Source organism: Blautia sp. AF17-9LB (genome assembly GCF_003479185.1).
Taxonomy (GTDB): Bacteria; Bacillota; Clostridia; order Lachnospirales; family Lachnospiraceae; genus Fusicatenibacter; species Fusicatenibacter saccharivorans.
The window spans coordinates 177005-195339 of record NZ_QUGU01000001.1; the positions used below are offsets into that span (position 1 = coordinate 177005).

An 18335-nucleotide genomic window follows, 5' to 3' on the forward strand; every position below is an offset into this window, starting at 1 on the left:
ATCGGCCTCCCCCTATCGTTATTCTATGCATGCATAATAATCAACACATATTTCTCTATTTGTGCAGTATTTACACCAGAGATTGGTACTGCCACCAAATCCAAGTTTCTTTAATTTTTCTTCTGACAACTCTTCTTCTATTTTCTGCTGATTTACATCTGGAAACATATCTTTTAATACGTCTTGATTAAATTTCTTTGGATCTTTCAATTGCTTACATATAAACAATTCACGTATCATCATAAATTTCAGATCATCTTCTGATAAAACAAGAAAAGCTTTTCCATTGTTCAATCGATTTTTCACATTATTAATGATATCAATTCTATTTATATTAACCGCAAATGGGAAATACTTTTTTAGCTCATCATACAACTCATTCAGTTTATCCAAAAGAAGAATTTCACTATGTGGAAGTCCTTGCAGGCTCTCTTTTGTTTCATTTTCTATCCAAACTTCCAGATACTTTGCAAGTAAAAAATTATCTTTATATATTGTATTCCCTTCTACAAGGCTTTCTAATAAAAATCTTTTTTTACATATCTTAAATCTATAATAATCACAATTCTGATATTTTCCAGAAATACCATTTTTAATCTGTATGCCTGAAAGTGGCTCCATCTTATGATTTATTCTTCTATCTATATTCCGCTCTTTTTTTACCCCGAGAATTTTCAACAAATAATATGGTTCTCTTTCCTGATCTCCATCCCTCTTTACGAAACTCAGTTTGTAATTTCCCCTGTTAAATTCTAGTCCATAAATCAGAGCATATCTTTTAAAATTCTTATACTCTTTTCTAGCTTTAACGTATACCTGATATTTCCAGTCAACTGGATTTTGTGCTACTTCAAAGAAATCTCCATTTAACGGCCAAGTGAATTCTCTCTGCTTAACAGAATTAATATCTTCATCCGTTAGACAAGCAAAATGCAATATGCTGTTATCCCTTTCCTTATAAGTTCTTAGCACATCACCATCAATCTGCTCAAAATTACGAACAATCCAATTGGCACTTTTCCCTGGTTTGCTTTCCTGAACCAAGTACAATGACATAGTAGATTTAAGACATTCAAAAGATGCGGAAGCATCAATATTTTCCACCTCATCCAATCTAGATAACACCCTGCTGATTATATCAGTAAACTCTTCTGACAATTCTCGTTCTTCAAGGATTTCCTCTTGCAGATATTGTTTTAGTTTTTTATAAAATCTTCTAAAATTACTTGGTCTTTTTTCAAAGTCTTCATAAAAGAAAGAAGCTAATTCTTCAAGTTCATTAAGTGCCTCTTCTAACTCTTTTAACTCAATCGAAGAAACTGAATAATAAGAAATGTGTCCAAGATACTCTTGCCTCTTCTCATCTGAGACATATTTTTTATTTTTCCTCACTTTCTTTATTCTGGACAGCATATCATCAATTGACGCACATCCATCAAACAGCGCCTCTAATTTGCCAAATGTTGACACCAGTCTTCCTGTTGTTGCCTCCGCTAAAATTCCAGCCCCTAAACATTCTCTGATATCATTAATATCTGAAATAATAATGCCATTTGTTTCTGAATCCCACATATTGGCAATTGCGATAAAGAAATGTCCTAATGGATAATTTAAGAATTGCCGTTCTCCGAACTGTTCCGGAAAATATACTTTCAAAATATCATTGACAGAACTATCTGCTGCGTAAATTTGTTCTTTCATTGCATTCATTGGATGTTCTGGATCTTTCTTTTCTGCATCCTCAAATACTTTAGCTACGTAACTTGCGAATTCCGTCGTATTATCAAACTCTATTATTTCGTAGGGCTTTCTGACAGAAATATCTTCCTTGTGTCCACCTATAAGTTTACCTATGTTATGAGCCAATAAATTTCCATCATAACTTACCGCCGAAACATCTACTGGATAATATTCAATGCCATCAAAATTTTGTATCTCGCAGTCAAATGCAGAATAAATATCAATCCATGTCTGATATATATTTTTATACTGTTCCTGATAATTAATTAATAAAATTACTTTTTTATATTTCGCTATCTCCTCAATAGCTCTCAACAACAGTGGCGAAAACTGATGTACTCCATGAATAACAATGTGATCCAGTGTTTCCACTTCTATCTCATTTTTCGTAGAAGAATTATCTTTTGCTGTGGTCATAGCTTTGATAATTGCTTTATTTATTTGCTCTTCTGTAAAATCCTGCTCTAAACAAAAATCTTTCACCTTCTCAGATGCTCTAATTTTCTTATAAACAGATACTATAAATCTTTGTTCTGGTGTTAAATATTTGTCTACAATATTTTGCGGCTCCATCTTCAATTCAAACATTGTACGTATACTTGTAAAAACCTCATCCCTATTAAATAAAAATGATTTTTTTACATTATCCAATTCTATTCTTGATATTCCTGTAATATCCGAAGAATTAACAATAATATTATCGATATCTGCATGCTGCTTAACAGCACACGCCGTTCCGTTCCATTTCTCATACAAAACATCTGTAAGGTTTTTAACGGTAGTAACACGTCCTATTTGAAAAGCCGCTCCATAAACCACTTTCAGACCATTTACCAGTGTTTGCGCAGCACAGAAATATGGACATGAAGATATTTCCTTCCATAATTCTTTATTTTCTTTCAATTTATATGGATCGCGATATGTGTATATAATGACTGACATATTATCCCTCCAATAGTGATCCCCAACTAATTTGCGGAGTACTATCTATATTATTAATCCAAATGCAATTCCGTATCGACCTTGTCAATGCAACATATAGAATCCGGGCTTCTTCAGCAATTTGCTCATCGACTTCCTTACCCTCACTGTAATTTGAATTTCTTTCTCGAATACCATTTTCAAACAATACAGTGTACGACAAACTATTATCGTTATAGTTTGTCTCTAATTTAACCTTTTTTATATCGCTTATATCCTCGAAAGTATATGGTAAAATCACCGTTCCGTATTCTAACCCCTTAGATTTATGAACTGTACTGCAAATCACATGCACACCTTCATCGTCAACTTCTACTGATCTTGAAAGTTGTCTCTGACCGGTCAAAATATTTATCCCAAGATATTCAATAATCTGATTCAATGTCAATGTATCTACATGTGTAAATTTGATCATTTTCTCCATCAAATACTCATGATTAGCAATGTATAATCTCTTCTTCTCCGGAATCTGAGTATAGTTATCCCAAGGTCTCAAAGATTCAATTATATTCTTTAATGCATACAGAACCGGTTGCGTATATACCTCATTCAAAACACTTTCCCAACTCATATTCATCCGTTTTACAAAGAAAGCATTTAATATATTTTTTAATTCTTTTAGTTTTTCTTTCTCAGACATACAATGAAATTTTTGATAATCAAGTTTCAAATCCGTATAATTGGATTCAATAAAATTCACCAAATAGACCGGGCTAGTATTATGGCTAATAGCTAAAACTAATTTATACAAATCCAATGTTGATGGCAGTTGAAACAAATCGCCGCCAGTGCTTATTTCCACATTAATATTCTTTTTTGCCGCTGCCTTTACAACATTTTCAACTTGCCAATTACTTCTAACCAAAATAGCAATTGTTCGTTCTTCTTTACTAAGCGACTTATTTTTCATCAGTTCTTTTAGCTTTGTAACTTCTGAAAGAATAGTTTCATTCAGCAATTCTAGAATCTTCTCATTCTCTTTGCCATGACAAGGCAGTTCAACCAACAATTCATCATCCTTTGCATCTGAAATAACATCACTCACTAACCGATCTGCTTTTCCAGAATATGGCAATATATTCTTACTCCCCATTTTCGCAAATATTTCATCAAACAGGCTGAGTAGTCTTTGATCTGTACGATAGTTACGATTTAATCTATGGTGGCTCCACTCCTTTTTCTTGCCATTCTGAAGTTTTTGAAAAGCATTCAATTTAGCACCTCGAAATCTATAAATGCTTTGCTTTAAGTCACCGACAACGAACAACTTGCATTCCGCATTGATGCCTTTTTGCAACTTCTGAAATATTTCAATCTGTACGTCATCAGTATCCTGAAATTCATCAATGAATAAATATTTAAGATGTAAATTTTTTAATTTTTCACATCCCCCTGACAATATTTTTTCCAATTCAATAACGCTTTCCTTTAAGTCAATATTGTTACCATCTCTCAATGTTTCCAAATACAACTCTTCTGCTGGAAATACAACTCTTGTAAGCAATTCATTAAAATACGGAATATTATTATCAACAGTGACGCCCATTTCGGATGTTTTTATTTGTTCCAAATTAATACTCTTATCAAAAAGCCTATCCGCAATACTCATAAGTTTCTTTTTTAAATCATAGATTGGAATAGGTAGTTCATTTACAAAATTTGCATTCTCACATTCTTTTTCTTCCAGGAATTCACCCAAAAACAAATCATAGGTTTTTCCTCTCTTATGTTCATTTTCTGTAATTCTAAAATTGGTTCCCAGTCCCGTATACAAGGATTCTCCTCTCAAAATTCCTATAGCAAACTTATGGATTGTTGAAATATTTGAACGATCAATATCCTCTACAAATTTGAGATATTTTTCTCTTCCCGTTAATACAAAATAGTTCACAAACATTTGCTTTAATCTTTTTTTCATATTAATTGCTGCATCATTTGTAAACGTCACCATTGCTATCTCATCTGCTATATTGGAAACAGCGTCCACTTCTTTATTACAGAGATATGCAATTCTGGAGACCATCGAAAATGTCTTTCCTGTTCCAGCCCCGGCCTCAACTAAAATGTCATGCAAAGTAGATGCGTGCTCTACTTCGTATTGCTGCAGATTGAATGCAGAACACTCTGAAAGCGTTCTTAACACATCGTATGCTTGAGGTGTTACTTTTCCTTCTTTAACAACAATTTTTTCAGAACATTTTGCCCCCAACGAATCAATGTGGTACAGTTCAAAATTAAATATTCTAAAACAATCATCATCTTTCTCTTCTGAAATTCCCTTGTAATATCCCAAATATAAATTATTTTTTTTATAATCCACGTTACGTTTTCTTAAACCGTCATTTAAGCATCTAATAATATTTTTGTAGCAAGCACCATCCTCAACAAAAATAATGCTTTTTACACCCATAAAATAAATATCAATCATCTCTTCAACTTCTGTTATATTAGGCATATCCGGTATAATATACAATTTCGAATAGGGTAACACCTTGCCGTCTTCAACATTCTCTTTAATATCGGGTTCTAGGCTTCTTCTAATGCGAAACATTAAATCATAAGAAAAATCAGAATGTGGAATAACGCTATTGACTTGAAAAACATTGATTATTTTGTTATTTAACCGTTCGCGATCCTCTAAGTCTTCTTTAAAAATAGTATATTGTTCCTCCGAAATAATATCTAAACGACTACTTTCATACTCGGCTTTACTGATAAATGGGTAACATACCATGTCTAAAACCAATGGGCTTACATTATATTTCTCGCTTATTTTATTGAGTATGGCAAATCTATAAACTCTCGCTTGCTTTTTGGGCGATGTCTGTGGCCTCTCATAACCTTCTACATCAATATTATCAACACCGTTTACTATAATCTTTTCAGCAAGCCACTCCTTAACCTCAATTACAACAATACCAAGGTTTTCTGCCATAACACAAAAATCATACTCTCTACCATTGATTTCTCTCTGGTTATACACAACCATATCACTGGGCAAGTATTCATTTAATTTATCCCAAACTTTCCCTTCCCCTTTGAAGGATGGTTTTTCATCAATCATTTTTGCCATAATAAAATCCCTCGTTTTATCTATTTATCTGAATCGTCCTAAATAATTTCTATTACATCATCCATTTTACAATCAAGTGCCTTACATATTTTTGCCATAACTTCAACCGTTACATTTTCATTATTGGCCAACTTAGTCATAGTGCTATTTCCAATTCCGGCAAGTTCCCTCAGATCTTTCTTTTTCATGTCACGATCAATTAGTAATTTAAATAATTTTTTATAAGATACGCTCATTGTTCCTCCTGAAGCTCATCAAATGAACACTTCCAAAATAAATTAGTCAAAATTACATATATTAGCTACAGTATATCACAGCATCGTCTATAATGGGTAAAAATGTTGTGGATTGGGATTTTAATTTAAAAAATATCACCGAAACATAACTTTCTTCAAAAATGTGACATTTGAAATCAATATTTTAGGTGGCAAGCATAAAAAAATAGAGGACACTTTTCTCAAGCACCCTCTACATTCTTCAATACTATGATTACTTCCTATTAGGAACACTGTAAATACAAGGCTTTTCGGAGCCTACAAATCAGAAAAAATAATATTTGATCTATCACATTACGCAAAAAGCCGTCCGGCATGAAAAACGGGCGGCTTTTTTGCGTGGATAGACGGAAAGGAGGCACAAAAATAACTACAAAATTTTAGCGTTCAAATTTGTGCAACTTTAACGAAAAGGAGGATCGTAAATGGCCGATGAAAAACTGAACACAGGCCCTGCGGAGAATACTTCCCCGGAGGCCGCCGGGCCTATCACCACACCCGAACAGGCCGCAGCGTCTGAGCCCCGGCAGGAACAGACCGGGCCTGCCATACCTGAGTCCGGCGATGTGGTTGTGTCCTTTGACAAAATCAATGAGCTTATGGCGGAAAAGAGGCAGAATGCCCGCGCCGAAGTCGAAAAGGCGGAAACCCCCGAAACGCCAGAGGCGGCAGCCCCCGGAGAAACACCGCAGCCCGCCAATACGGAGGAACCGAAAAAGCCGCGCCGTGGCCGTCCGCCGAAAGCGGAAAAGGCTGCGACTGAAAATCAGAAAGCGGAGAAATCGGCTGGGGCCCGCAAGGGCCGCCCACCCAAGGCGGATAAGGCGGCCCCTGACAAGCCCAAGCCGTCCAAACGAGACAAAGTGTCCCGAAGTGATGGAAAGGCTCCGGATGCCAAGGAGCCCATTAAGCCCGCACAAGATACGGCACCGAAGGAGACTGTTGCGGAACAGACAGCTCCCGAGCCGACTACACCGCCCCGCCCGGTTGAGGAAGGCAAGCTGGTTTATCTGAAACTTTCCGAGGTTCATCCGTTTCACACATTCCGTCCGCACCCCTTTAAGGTACGGGACGATGCGAAGATGCAGGAAATCGTTGCTTCTATCCGCGTAAATGGTGTAATGGTTCCCGGTCTTGCCCGCCCGGAGAAAGATGGAAACGGCTATGAAATTGTAGCGGGTCATCGCCGTACCCACGGCAGTGAACTGGCCGGGTTGGATGAAATGCCCTTTATCGTCCGTGAAATGACCGACCACGAAGCGGTTCAGGCCATGAAGGACAGCAACAAGCAGAGGGATCAGACGCTCCCCAGCGAACTGGCCGCCCTGCTGGAGCTGGAAGTGGAGGACATCAAGCACCAGGGCGGGCGGCTGAAAGGCGTTGCGGAAGGCGATGTCGGGAAACGCTCGGTTGAGATTGTGGGCGAGGCGCATGAAATGAACTATAAAAAGGTCATGCGCTACTTGCGGCTCAACTCCCTTGTGCCGGAGCTTCTGGACAAGGTAGACGATAAAAAGATGGGCTTCATGCCTGCCGTGGAGCTGTCCTACATCAAACCGAAAAATCAGAGGCTTATCGCTGTTTCCATTGACGGGGAGCAGGCATCGCCCTCACTGGCCCAGGCTAAACGGCTCCGGGAGCTGGATAAGGAAGGCAAACTCAATGGCGATGTCATTGACGGTATCTTATCAGAACAGAAAAAGGAGGATCGAGGCGTGATTATTTCTACTGCGGAACTGGAAAAGTATTTTGGCAAGGAGGTCACTCCCGCCAAAATGAAAGAACAGATTATGTCCCTGCTGGATGACTGGAAAGAAAAACAGCCGCCGGAGCTGGCAAAAGCCCCGAAAAAGCAGGAACTTGACAAGTAACAACTTCGAGACACTTTGTCCCGAGGGCCCCGCCCTCGCGCAGAGGCTCTGGTGGTATATATACCCGTCGCCGCCTGTTTTTTAGTACAGCCGGGAGTGGGCCGTCAAGGGTGCAGCGCACCGCCGTTTTCGGCGGCTCGCCCTTGACGGTCTGCCCCGGCTGTGCTATTTCCCCGGCAAGCGGCGGGGGTATATCCTCCAGAGCCGCCCCCTTTCCCAAGACTGGGAAAGGGCGTGGGGTTTGGGTTGAACTTTCTTATTAAAATATCGGAGGTATGAACGATGAAACGACCCCTTGCTTATATCACCGCTGCATGGCTCGGCGGCGATAGCGAAAACGCAGAACTGGCGGCGCAGTATTGCCGCACCGTGTATGAGGCAGGCTTTTCTCCTATTTGCCCGCCCCTGTACTTGCCCTTGTTTCTCAATGATGCTGTTCCCGAGGAGCATAAAAGCGGCATCGACATGAGCCGTGACCTGCTCCGCCGTTCTCATGTGCTGGTTGTTTGCGGGCACAGTATGACCGAAGCCATGAAAAATGATATTGCCGTGGCCCAGCGGCTGGGAATTACGGCAACAACCCTTGAGGGCATCCTGACCGTCAAGGGACAGGGCCGCCGCTAATGGCAACCCTGTTTGAAGCCTACGTTACCAACGTCGGAAAGTACAGCGAGGGCCAGCTTGTGGGTGAAACACTGAAATTTCCCACAACCGCCCAGGAGGTGGAGGCTCTCTTGAAACGGATCGGCGTGGATGGCGTCCGCTATCAGGAAATTTTTATTACCTCTTTCGATGGGGATGTGCTGGGGCTCTATGACCATTTGAGCGAGTATGAAAATCTGGACGAGCTTAATCATCTGGCCTGCCTGCTTTCCGGGCTTACCTCATCGGAGCTGGAAACACTGGAGGCCGTCCTCGACATCGGCGATCACTGTTCTTCGGTGCGGGACATCATCAATCTGACACAAAATCTGGACTGTTACGGCTTTTACCCCGGCGTATCCGATGAGGAAACGCTGGGGCGTATTTATGTGGACGATCTGGAAATGTTGGATGTGCCGGATCAGGTAAAACCGTATTTCGATTATGAGGCGTATGGCCGGGATGCCTGCATCCACGAAAACGGCCATTTTGCCCCGGGCGGCTATGTTGTCAAAGAAAGCGATCATTTCGTGGAAGTGTATCACGGCTTGCAGGATATTCCCAAGGAGCATAAGGTATTCTCTTTCCCGAAGCTCTCTATCCGGGAGCAAATGGCCGCTTATCAGGAAATCATAGACGGTTCTTCTTTGGAGGGCTACCGTCAAATGCAGAAAAAAGACCGTGGGGATCGATGATGGCACTTCGAGACAAATTGTCCCAAGGAAGGAGGCGGTGTAACTGATTGATGAAGATATTTCCCGGCGCACGATAGCCATATCCGTAAAAACAACCAAGCTGACGGCGCGGGGACTGGCGTATGTGCTGGGCATGGTGGGCCGGAAGATCCGCAAGGCATACCGTGGGCGGCAAGTACCGCATGGAAAACAAAGTGTGCGAAAGCTCATGGCCCACGGTACAGCCACCAACAGCATTGAGCTATCCGGGGATGCCAAGTCCTTTGACCGCGTGGCCCGGAAATGGAATGTAGACTATGCGTTCTATAAAACCGGGCCGGACAAATACCTGCTGTTTTTCAAGGCTGGACAGGCAGACGCAATGACCGCCTGCTTTTCTGAGTATTCCCGGAAGGTGTTAAGCAAAGCAAAATCGAACCGTGTTCCCCTCCGGGAACAACTGCAACAGGCGGCAGATCAGCTTTCCAAAGAAAAGCCGAAGCAGAAAGAACGTGCAAAGGAGGTGGCCCATGAGGACAGATAAGATCAGAAAATATCTCATTCCGAACATTCCCTATCTGTTCATCCTGTGGGCGTTCCTCAAGCTGGGAACGGCCTACCGGCTGGCAGCGGGTAACGATTTTGCACATAAGCTCATCGGACTGGGCCAGACGATTGGCCCGGCCTTTGCTGACTTTGCACCCGGTCTTGCCCCGCTGGATTGGCTTGTCGGTATTGTAGGCGCAGTTGGTTTCCGGCTGCTGATCTATTTCAAAAGCAAGAACGCTAAGAAGTTTCGGCGGGATGCAGAATACGGCAGCGCTCGATGGGGAACGGAAAAAGACATCAAACCGTTTGTCGATCCGAAGTTTGAAAACAACGTGATTTTGACCGGGACGGAGTTTCTCACGATGAACACCCGCCCTAAAATCCCCGCAAATGCCCGAAACCTGAATTGCTGCATTATCGGCTCATCCGGCTCCGGCAAAACCCGCTTCTGGCTCACGCCCCAGCTTTTACAGGCTCATTCCTCTTATGTGGTGGTCGATCCCAAAGGCGGTGTGCTGGGACAGGTCGGAGCTTTCCTGCAAAAACGCGGGTACAAAATCAAGGTATTCAACAGCATAGATTTTTCAAAATCCATGCACTATAACCCGCTGGCGTATGCGCGACACGAGGTCGCGTAATTAAACTGTTCGGCGCTGACCGAACCTGTTATTCCATTAGCAGTAGCCTATCGTCACCGAAGCGGCTGGCAACGGCCGTGAGGCAGCATGACGAGAAAAGGTAGCCCTCCCGAAAGGGTTAAGCCGAAACCTCGAGGCAGAGGCGAAAAGCTGGAAGCAACGTCCGGCTGGGGAGCTTGGCTTGTGTAGTATGGTGAATGTAAGTAAATCGCTGTTAAACGTCGTTAGCGGGAACCAGGCTAAAGTTGCTGATAGGCCTGAACCAAAAGGTGTGCAGTCGGATGTTCTCCTGTAAGCTGGGAACACATGGACAAACATGACTGCCGGCGGATAGGCGGCACCTAACCTACACGGTTGATTACGTGAAACGTGTTAAGCCCGCGCTCTCTCCGTATATTCGGAAAGCTGACCGCAAGGAAAGCCGATAGAAACGCGGGTAAGGAACGCTGGAAAAAGCGAACGCCGACCTTGTAATGAGGACGGATAGGGATTGAAACAGCATCCCACGCGAAAGCGGGCTGACTTCCAGCAGGTCTATCTTTACGAGAGAATTTACAGAACTTTTGAGAGGAGGAATTGCAAATGAACAGGAAACTGTGTGCGCCTGCTGACAGGGCACGAAGCTGGGAATCCATTGATTGGAAGAAAGCGGAGGCCTATGTTAAAAAGCTGCAAATGCGTATCGTAAAGGCTCAAAAAGACGGTCATTACAGCAAAGTGAAAACTCTGCAATGGCTGTTGACGCACTCTTTCTATGCCAAGGCATTGGCAGTGAAACGTGTGACAAGTAATAAAGGCAAAAATACCGCTGGTGTAGACCATGAATTATGGAAAACGCCAAAAGGCAAATTCGAGGCGATTGACAAACTCAAACGCCAGGGCTATAAGCCCCAACCTCTCAGACGGGTGTATATCCCGAAGAAAAACGGAAAATTACGCCCGCTGAGTATTCCAACGATGACAGACCGCGCCATGCAGACATTATATAAGTTTGCACTGGAACCATTGGCAGAAACTCTGGCAGACCCGAACTCCTACGGCTTTAGAATTGGAAGAAGCACACACGATGCCATCGGGCAATGCTTTAACGATTTGTGCAGAGCCGGTTCGCCTCAATGGATTTTGGAGGGAGATATTAAAGGGTGCTTTGACCATATCAGTCATAGCTGGTTAATGAAAAATATCCCAATGGACAAGGAAATGCTCGAAAAATGGCTGAAATGTGGCTTTGTGGAAACCAGAAAAATCTTTCCGACAGAGGAAGGGACCCCACAGGGCGGCACAATATCGCCAGTTTTGATGAACATGACCTTGGACGGTCTGGAGCGGATTCTAAAAGAAAGATTCCCGATGAGACGGACGGTGGCAGGTAAAACCATCTACGACCAGATTAATTTCGTGCGATATGCCGACGACTTTATCGTCACCGGGAAAAGCCCGGAAACTTTGCGTAACGAGGTTATGCCGCTTATCAAGGACTTTCTGGCGGAACGCGGCCTGCAACTTTCAGAGGAAAAAACGGTGATTACACATATCAGCGACGGCTTTGATTTTCTTGGGCAGAACATTCGGAAATACAACGGAAAATTGCTTATAAAGCCGTCAAAGAATGCAGTAAAAGCTTTCCTCAAAAAAGTGCGGACTATTGTTAAGGAGAACAAAACCGCCACGCAGGACTTACTCATTCGCAAACTAAATCCTGTGATTCGCGGTTGGGTCAACTACCACCGCTATGTAGTTTCTGCGGATATTTTTGGATTAGTTGACCACAGGATTTTCGAGTGCCTATGGAAGTGGGCTTGCCGCAGACACAAACGAAAAGGTAGGAAATGGATTGCCAACAAATATTGGCACCATATTGATAACCGGACGTGGACGTTTGCAGCAGAGCCTGCTTTCCGCGGTAAAGATTTCGATGAAAAATACCTCAAGCTGGAATACGCGGCAAATACTAAAATCATCCGATTCAAGAAAATCACCGCCGAAGCCAACCCATTCGATAAAAAATGGACGGGATATTATGAGGAACGTGACGGGGAAAGAATGCTGAACAGCACCAAAGGACGAGAAAAACTCGTTAAAATTTGGAACAACCAAAAACGGTGCTGCCCTGTATGCGGAGAAAGAATTACATCTGAAACAGGATTTAAGACGCATTTTATCACCGAAAACAACAGGAAGTGGCCTGCTATTATGGTACATCCCTGGTGTCATCGAAATCTGCATGAGCCGGACTACTTGATTTGAGCCGGGTTTCGTTTTACACGAGGCCTTACGATAGGCTTGAGCCGTATGACGGGAAACTGTCACGTACGGTTCTTAGGGGAGGGGCTGGCAGCAATGCCAGTCTCTTACCCGACATCCGCAACGAGGCCGATATTCTGAAATTCGTGGATGCCCTGATTTCCAACACCAAGGGCGAAGGCAAGGAAGGCGATCCATTCTGGACGAAATCGGAAACGCTTTTATACTGCGCCCTGATTGCCTACATCATTTTCGAGGGGCCTGCCGAGGATCGGAACATGAATACCCTTGTGGATATGATTTCCGGCATGGAGGTCAAGGAGGATGACGAGGACTTTATGAACGCGGTGGACTATATGTTTGCCGGGCTTGAAAAGCGCAAGCCGGATTGCTTTGCGGTCAAACAGTATAAAAAGTACAAATTGGCCAGCGGCAAGACGGCAAAAAGCATTTTAATTTCCTGCGGTGCGCGGCTGGCTCCCTTTGACATCCCGCAGCTTCGTGAAGTCATGGCCTATGACGAATTGGAGCTTGACCGCATCGGAGATCGGAAAACGGCGGTATTCTTCATCATTTCCGATACCACGCAGACCTACAACTTTTTAGTGGCACTTGCATTTTCGCAGATGTTCAACCTCCTGTGTGAACGGGCGGACAATGTTCACGGTGGCCGCCTGCCGCACCATGTACGGGTGCTGTGGGACGAGGCAGCCAACACGGGACAGGTGCCCCAGCTCGAAAAGCTGGTCGCGGTTATCCGCTCCCGCGAGGTGAGTCTTTGCCTGCTGTATCAGCAGTTGGCACAGTGCAAGGCCATTTACGATAAGCATGCCGAGACAATCCTCGGCAACATGGACAGCGTGGTGTTCCTTGGTGGCCGCGAAGCCAGCACCATCAAGGAAATATCCGAGAACTGGCTGGGAAAAGCCACAATCAGTATGCAGACCGACAGCCGCTCCCGTGGTCAGTCGGAAAGCTACAGTCAAAATACCCAGCGGCTGGGCCGGGAACTGATGACCCCAGCCGAACTTGCAACCATGCCGGGAGATAAATGTATTTTGCAGCTTCGGGGCCTGCCCCCGTTCTTCTCTCCCAAGTATGATCTGAAACGGCATCCGAACTACCGCTATACGGCGGAGGCCGATAAACAGAAAAACGCTTTTGACCTCGACAGGCTCATTAACCGCCGCAGGCGGCCCGGTCTGAACGAGGCGTGTACGATGTATGAGGTGACTGTGCCGGACGATGCACTCACGGAAGAGGACGAGGACATCCTCAACTATGATGACATCGACGATCCAGACGCCTTTGCATAAATGCTTCGAGACAAAGTGTCCCGAAGTTTGTAACCTGCCGCCTGCATGGGCGGCTTTTTTGTTACCGGGAAAATCCCGGAGAAATGGAGGCTTATATGGCATTTTTCTCATCTGCAATCGACACTTTACAGACCCTCGTTATTGCTCTCGGTGCTGGCCTTGGCGTGTGGGGCGTGGTTAATCTGCTGGAGGGCTACGGCTCGGATAACCCGGGCTCCAATGCTCATGTGCGGTAAAGTAATAAAAAGATTTAGGTAGCCGCCTTAACTATTCCTAAATAAGATAATATGCACAGTATTTTCTCGTAAATAGAAAATAAATTATTGCATTTTACCAATTATTATGTTAAAATGACAATGTAACAAAGAGCTATGTATTTTTAAGGAAAGGGAGGAACTTATGAATTTAAGAAAATCTATTTTAGCACTTTCAGTAGTAGCTGGAATTGTAGCTGCTCCAATGACTGTATTTGCCGCTCATACTCATAGTTGGGGTTCTCCCCAGTACTATGGATATGAAGATGAAATGCCTGGTATATATGATGACTGGGATAAATGTGCGACACGTCATGTATATAATTACAAACAATGTTTAATTTGTGGAGAAGTAAGCATTTATGAAGTTGAGACGATTGAAATGTCTCACAAATGGGTGAATGGTGCATGTGTATATTGCAACAAAGGTTACGCGAAAGAGATAAATTAACATAGTATCATTACCGGCAAGTTTATGATCAAAAAATAGAAAGCATTGAGAATATTTCAAAATTTCTTGAAAGTACTCTCAGTGCTTTCTTTGATAATATGAAAGGAGAAATAAATGCAAAAAAAACAACTTTCTGTATTAGTACTAATTATTTTATGCTTTTTATTAGGATGTAACAGAGAAACACCAAAAGATGAATCTCAACAAAATTATGAAGATGAATCTAATATTTCTAAAACAAATGGAGAAGAACTTGTAAATATAAACAGTGAATTGTTAGGTTCGACTCCTTTTGATATCCAAATCGATAAAACAGCATTGCAGACTAGAAAAGAAACAGAAACAGAAGTTACAATAAAGACAAATTTAACAGACTGGGGTTATACTGTTTCTTCTGAAAAAGGGAAAATATCTGATATAAATAAAAATTCATTCATATATATAGCACCTAAAGATGAGAGGGATGATACTATAAAAATACAATTATCGGACTATGAAAATGGCATATCATATGAATATACAATTCCACTTATTTTTGCGGGAAACAATGAACATTCTTTAGATAAATTCAAGGAAAATCTTTCAAGATTACCTAATAGTTAGTAAAGAGTCGATAGACTAAAGTACCACCATCCTCTTTTATTTCAACTGAATATCCATCCCGCCGCACCGCAGCGGCACATGAAGCAGTAAATCCGAAAAAGATTTGCTGCTTTTTTTGCGTCCATTTTTGGCAAATTTCCAAAAGTTCCGTATTAGACAGTGAAACCAAAAAAGGCTGCCATTTTTTTCAGACAGCGGGCAAAACGCAGCTTCCGAAACGCCTTATTGTCGGGAAAGACCGAGCCGCCGGAAAAGTTCTTGCCGGAAAGTCCGTCCATTCTGCTCTTTTGTGGTTTGTAGGGAGTAAGGGAAAAACGCCAGCCCGCAGCCTTTTATAAAAAAAGCTGGTTATAGATTTTCTGAAAAAGTGGCAGTAGCAAGTGAACGGCAGGCCGGCAGTTTCTTAGAGCAAGATTCTACCGAGGTGCCAAAATTCGCTTATCGCTCATTTTGCCCCTGCGGGAATCTTGTTGGGGAGTGCCTTCCCCAAACCCTGCTTATGCGGCTTGCGCCGCTGAAAAACCCCTCAAAATATTTTTCGGATTTTTCAAAAACAGTTCCGCTTCACACCCTGTTTTTCTCCTATTAGTGAGAGGACACCACGCACAGAAAGGAGGTCAACCACCTATGAAACGATACAACACGCCGCACCGCAGCCGGGTAGTCAAAACACGCATGACCGAGGAAGAATACGCCGAGTTTGCCCAGCGGCTTTCTGCTTACCACATGAGCCAAGCCGAGTTTATCCGGCAAGCCATAACCGGGGCAGCCATACGCCCCATCATAACCGTTTCCCCCATCAATGACGAGCTGCTTGCCGCTGTCGGGAAGCTGACCGCCGAATACGGGAGGATCGGCGGCAACTTAAACCAGATAGCCCGGACGCTGAACGAGTGGCACAGTCCCTATCCGCAGCTTGCCGGGGAGGTACGGGCGGCGGTTTCCGACCTTGCTGCCCTAAAGTTTGAAGTCTTGCAGAAAGTGGGTGACGCTGTTGGCAACATTCAAACATATCAGCTCTAAAAACGCCGACTATGGCGCAGCGGAAGCCTATCTCACATTTGAGCATGACGAGTTTACCATGAAAGCCACCCTTGATGAAAACGGGCGGCTGATACCGAGGGAGGATTACCGCATTTCTTCCCTCAACTGCGGGGGCGAGGATTTCGCTGTTGCCTGTATGCGAGCCAATCTCCGCTATGAGAAAAACCAAAAACGGGAAGATGTGAAAAGCCACCACTATATCATCAGCTTTGACCCACGGGACGGGACAGACAACGGCTTGACCGTAGACCGGGCGCAGGAGCTGGGCGAGCAGTTCTGCAAGGAGCATTTCCCCGGACACCAAGCCCTAATCTGCACCCACCCGGACGGGCATAACCACAGCGGGAATATCCATGTGCATATCGTCATCAACTCCCTGCGGATTTACGAAGTCCCGCTTCTGCCCTACATGGACAGACCAGCCGACACGCTGGAGGGCTGCAAGCACCGCTGCACCAACGCCGCTATGGAATATTTCAAGAGCGAAGTCATGGAAATGTGCCACCGGGAGGGGCTTTACCAAATCGACCTCTTGAACGGCAGCAAGGAACGGATAACCGAACGGGAATACTGGGCGGCAAAGAAAGGGCAGCTTGCCCTTGACAAAGAGAACGCCGCCAGAGAAGCCGCCGGACAGCCGACCAAGCCCACCAAGTTTGAAACGGACAAGGCGAAGCTGCGCCGGACGATACGGCAGGCACTTTCCCAAGCTGGCAGCTTTGACGAGTTTTCTTCCCTTTTGCTGCGGGAGGGTGTGACCGTCAAGGAGAGCCGGGGGCGGCTTTCCTACCTCACGCCGGACAGGACAAAGCCTATCACAGCCCGAAAGCTGGGGGACGATTTTGACAAGGCTGCTGTCCTTGCCCTGCTCACGCAGAACGCCCACAGAGCTGCCGAACAGACCAAAGCCATACCCGAATACCCTGCCGCAGTTAAAAAGCCGTTACAAGGGGAAAAAGCTGCAAAAACCACCCCGGCAGACAACACCTTGCAGCGCATGGTTGACCGGGAAGCCAAGCGAGCCGAGGGCAAGGGCGTGGGCTATGACCGCTGGGCGGCAAAGCACAACCTAAAGCAAATGGCAGCTACCGTTACCGCCTATCAGCAGTACGGCTTTTCCTCCCCGGAGGAACTGGACGAAGCCTGTTCTGCCGCCTATGCCGCCATGCAGGAAAGCCTTGCGTGGTTGAAGCAGGTGGAAAAGACGCTGAACGGGAAAAAGGAGCTGCAACGGCAGGTGCTTGCCTATTCCAAGACCCGCCCTGTCCGGGACGGGCTGAAACAGCAGAAAAACGCCAAAGCAAAAGCAGCCTACCGTCAGAAGCATGAAAGTGACTTTATCATAGCAGACGCAGCCGCCCGCTATTTCAGGGAGAACGGCATTTCCAAGCTGCCGAGCTATAAATCCCTGCAAGCAGAGATTGAAAGCCTTATCAAAGAGAAAAACAGCGGCTACAACGATTACCGGGCAAAACGGGAGGAGTACCGCCGCTTGCAGACTGTCAAGGGCAATATCGACCAGATTTTACGCCGGAGCGAGCCGCAGCGCAGAAAGGAGCAGAGCCATGAACGGTAATATCCCCCGCATGGACTACCGCCAGTACCGGGCAGCCCGCCGCCTTGTGCATGAGTGCTGCAACTATGACAGCGGGAACTGCCTGCTGTTGGAGGACGGCGAGCCTTGCGTGTGTGTACAGAGTATCAGCTATTCGCTGCTCTGCCGCTGGTTTACCGCCGCTGTCCTGCCCCTTGATGAAGCACTGGAAGCCGCCCTCTTGCGCCGGGGAAGCCGGAAACGCTGCGCTGTCTGCGGGGCGTTCTTCTTCCCAAAATCCAACCGGGGGAAATACTGCCCGGACTGCGCCGGACGCATGAAGCGGATAAACGCCGCCAAACGGAAGCGGAAACAAAGGGAGAAATGTCACGCTTTAGGGCATTTCAAACCCGCATAAATCAAGGCTTTTTTGGAGGGTGTCAAAG

Annotated in this window: 15 protein-coding genes and 2 pseudogenes; 13 read left to right on the top strand and 4 right to left on the bottom strand. The window is 44.5% G+C overall.

The genetic code is table 11. From position 1 onward, the window contains the following. Positions 1-18: 18 nt before the first annotated feature. From DWX00_RS00795 to DWX00_RS00805, 3 genes are read right to left on the bottom strand one after another with little or no spacing between them, the layout of a single operon-like run. Positions 19-2682 carry a hypothetical protein gene (locus DWX00_RS00795; RefSeq protein ID WP_118594474.1) on the bottom strand — a complete coding sequence of 888 codons (2664 nt, stop codon included), beginning with the start codon at positions 2680-2682 and terminating at the stop codon, positions 19-21. A 1-nt stretch (position 2683) separates the two neighbouring features. Next, entirely contained in the window at positions 2684-5794 is a 3111-nt protein-coding gene (locus tag DWX00_RS00800) for a UvrD-helicase domain-containing protein (RefSeq protein ID WP_118594475.1), read from the bottom strand. Positions 5795-5832: 38 nt separating this feature from the next. Further along, positions 5833-6030: a helix-turn-helix domain-containing protein gene (locus tag DWX00_RS00805; protein WP_118594476.1), complete on the bottom strand. Its 198-nt coding sequence runs from the start codon at positions 6028-6030 to the stop codon at positions 5833-5835. A 464-nt stretch (positions 6031-6494) separates the two neighbouring features. Between DWX00_RS00805 and DWX00_RS00810 the strand changes: the two genes are divergently transcribed. From DWX00_RS00810 to DWX00_RS00855, 10 genes and pseudogenes are all read left to right on the top strand, one after another. Beyond that, positions 6495-7940, top strand: coding sequence for a ParB/RepB/Spo0J family partition protein (locus DWX00_RS00810; RefSeq protein WP_117461868.1), 1446 nt, complete (start codon positions 6495-6497; stop codon positions 7938-7940). Between the two features lie 282 nt (positions 7941-8222). Further along, complete coding sequence (locus tag DWX00_RS00815) at positions 8223-8564, top strand: DUF7768 domain-containing protein (protein ID WP_003020223.1); 342 nt, start codon at positions 8223-8225, stop codon at positions 8562-8564. Then, on the top strand, positions 8564-9277 hold the full coding sequence (locus DWX00_RS00820) for an antirestriction protein ArdA (protein WP_118594477.1): 714 nt from the start codon (positions 8564-8566) through the stop codon (positions 9275-9277). The genes DWX00_RS00815 and DWX00_RS00820 overlap by 1 nt, the downstream gene beginning before the upstream one ends. 100 nt (positions 9278-9377) lie before the next feature. After that, positions 9378-9800 (top strand): PcfB family protein, encoded by a 423-nt coding sequence (locus tag DWX00_RS00825; protein ID WP_370751624.1) that lies wholly within the window; start codon positions 9378-9380, stop codon positions 9798-9800. Beyond that, positions 9787-10434 (top strand): annotated as a pseudogene (locus DWX00_RS00830) (type IV secretory system conjugative DNA transfer family protein); the annotation flags it as partial. The gene DWX00_RS00825 and the pseudogene DWX00_RS00830, both read left to right, overlap by 14 nt. Before the next feature lie 591 nt (positions 10435-11025). Then, positions 11026-12690 carry a group II intron reverse transcriptase/maturase gene (ltrA, locus tag DWX00_RS00835; protein WP_118594478.1) on the top strand — a complete coding sequence of 555 codons (1665 nt, stop codon included), beginning with the start codon at positions 11026-11028 and terminating at the stop codon, positions 12688-12690. A gap of 113 nt (positions 12691-12803) precedes the next feature. After that, positions 12804-14003 (top strand): annotated as a pseudogene (locus DWX00_RS00840) (VirD4-like conjugal transfer protein, CD1115 family); the annotation flags it as partial. A gap of 95 nt (positions 14004-14098) precedes the next feature. Beyond that, complete coding sequence (locus tag DWX00_RS00845; RefSeq protein ID WP_014080223.1) at positions 14099-14239, top strand: Maff2 family mobile element protein; 141 nt, start codon at positions 14099-14101, stop codon at positions 14237-14239. Positions 14240-14402: 163 nt separating this feature from the next. Then, positions 14403-14708 (top strand): hypothetical protein, encoded by a 306-nt coding sequence (locus tag DWX00_RS00850; RefSeq protein WP_002569240.1) that lies wholly within the window; start codon positions 14403-14405, stop codon positions 14706-14708. A gap of 114 nt (positions 14709-14822) precedes the next feature. Further along, positions 14823-15311, top strand: coding sequence for a hypothetical protein (locus DWX00_RS00855; RefSeq protein ID WP_002569239.1), 489 nt, complete (start codon positions 14823-14825; stop codon positions 15309-15311). Between the two features lie 152 nt (positions 15312-15463). On the opposite strand, the gene DWX00_RS20270 is transcribed toward DWX00_RS00855, so the two are convergent. Then, a complete protein-coding gene (locus DWX00_RS20270; RefSeq protein WP_007037420.1) occupies positions 15464-15589 on the bottom strand; it encodes a hypothetical protein in 126 nt (41 codons plus the stop codon). A 349-nt stretch (positions 15590-15938) separates the two neighbouring features. On the opposite strand from DWX00_RS20270, the gene DWX00_RS00865 reads away from it, so the two are divergent. From DWX00_RS00865 to DWX00_RS00875, 3 genes are read left to right on the top strand one after another with little or no spacing between them, the layout of a single operon-like run. Then, the gene (locus DWX00_RS00865; RefSeq protein ID WP_002594236.1) at positions 15939-16334 is read left to right on the top strand and encodes a plasmid mobilization protein; all 396 of its coding nucleotides are present in this window, start codon (positions 15939-15941) and stop codon (positions 16332-16334) included. After that, positions 16306-17931, top strand: a complete 1626-nt coding sequence (locus tag DWX00_RS00870) for a relaxase/mobilization nuclease domain-containing protein (protein ID WP_002594235.1) — start codon at positions 16306-16308, stop codon at positions 17929-17931. The genes DWX00_RS00865 and DWX00_RS00870 overlap by 29 nt, the downstream gene beginning before the upstream one ends. Further along, positions 17921-18307 (top strand): cysteine-rich VLP domain-containing protein, encoded by a 387-nt coding sequence (locus tag DWX00_RS00875; protein ID WP_002594234.1) that lies wholly within the window; start codon positions 17921-17923, stop codon positions 18305-18307. The genes DWX00_RS00870 and DWX00_RS00875 overlap by 11 nt, the downstream gene beginning before the upstream one ends. Positions 18308-18335 lie beyond the last annotated feature (28 nt).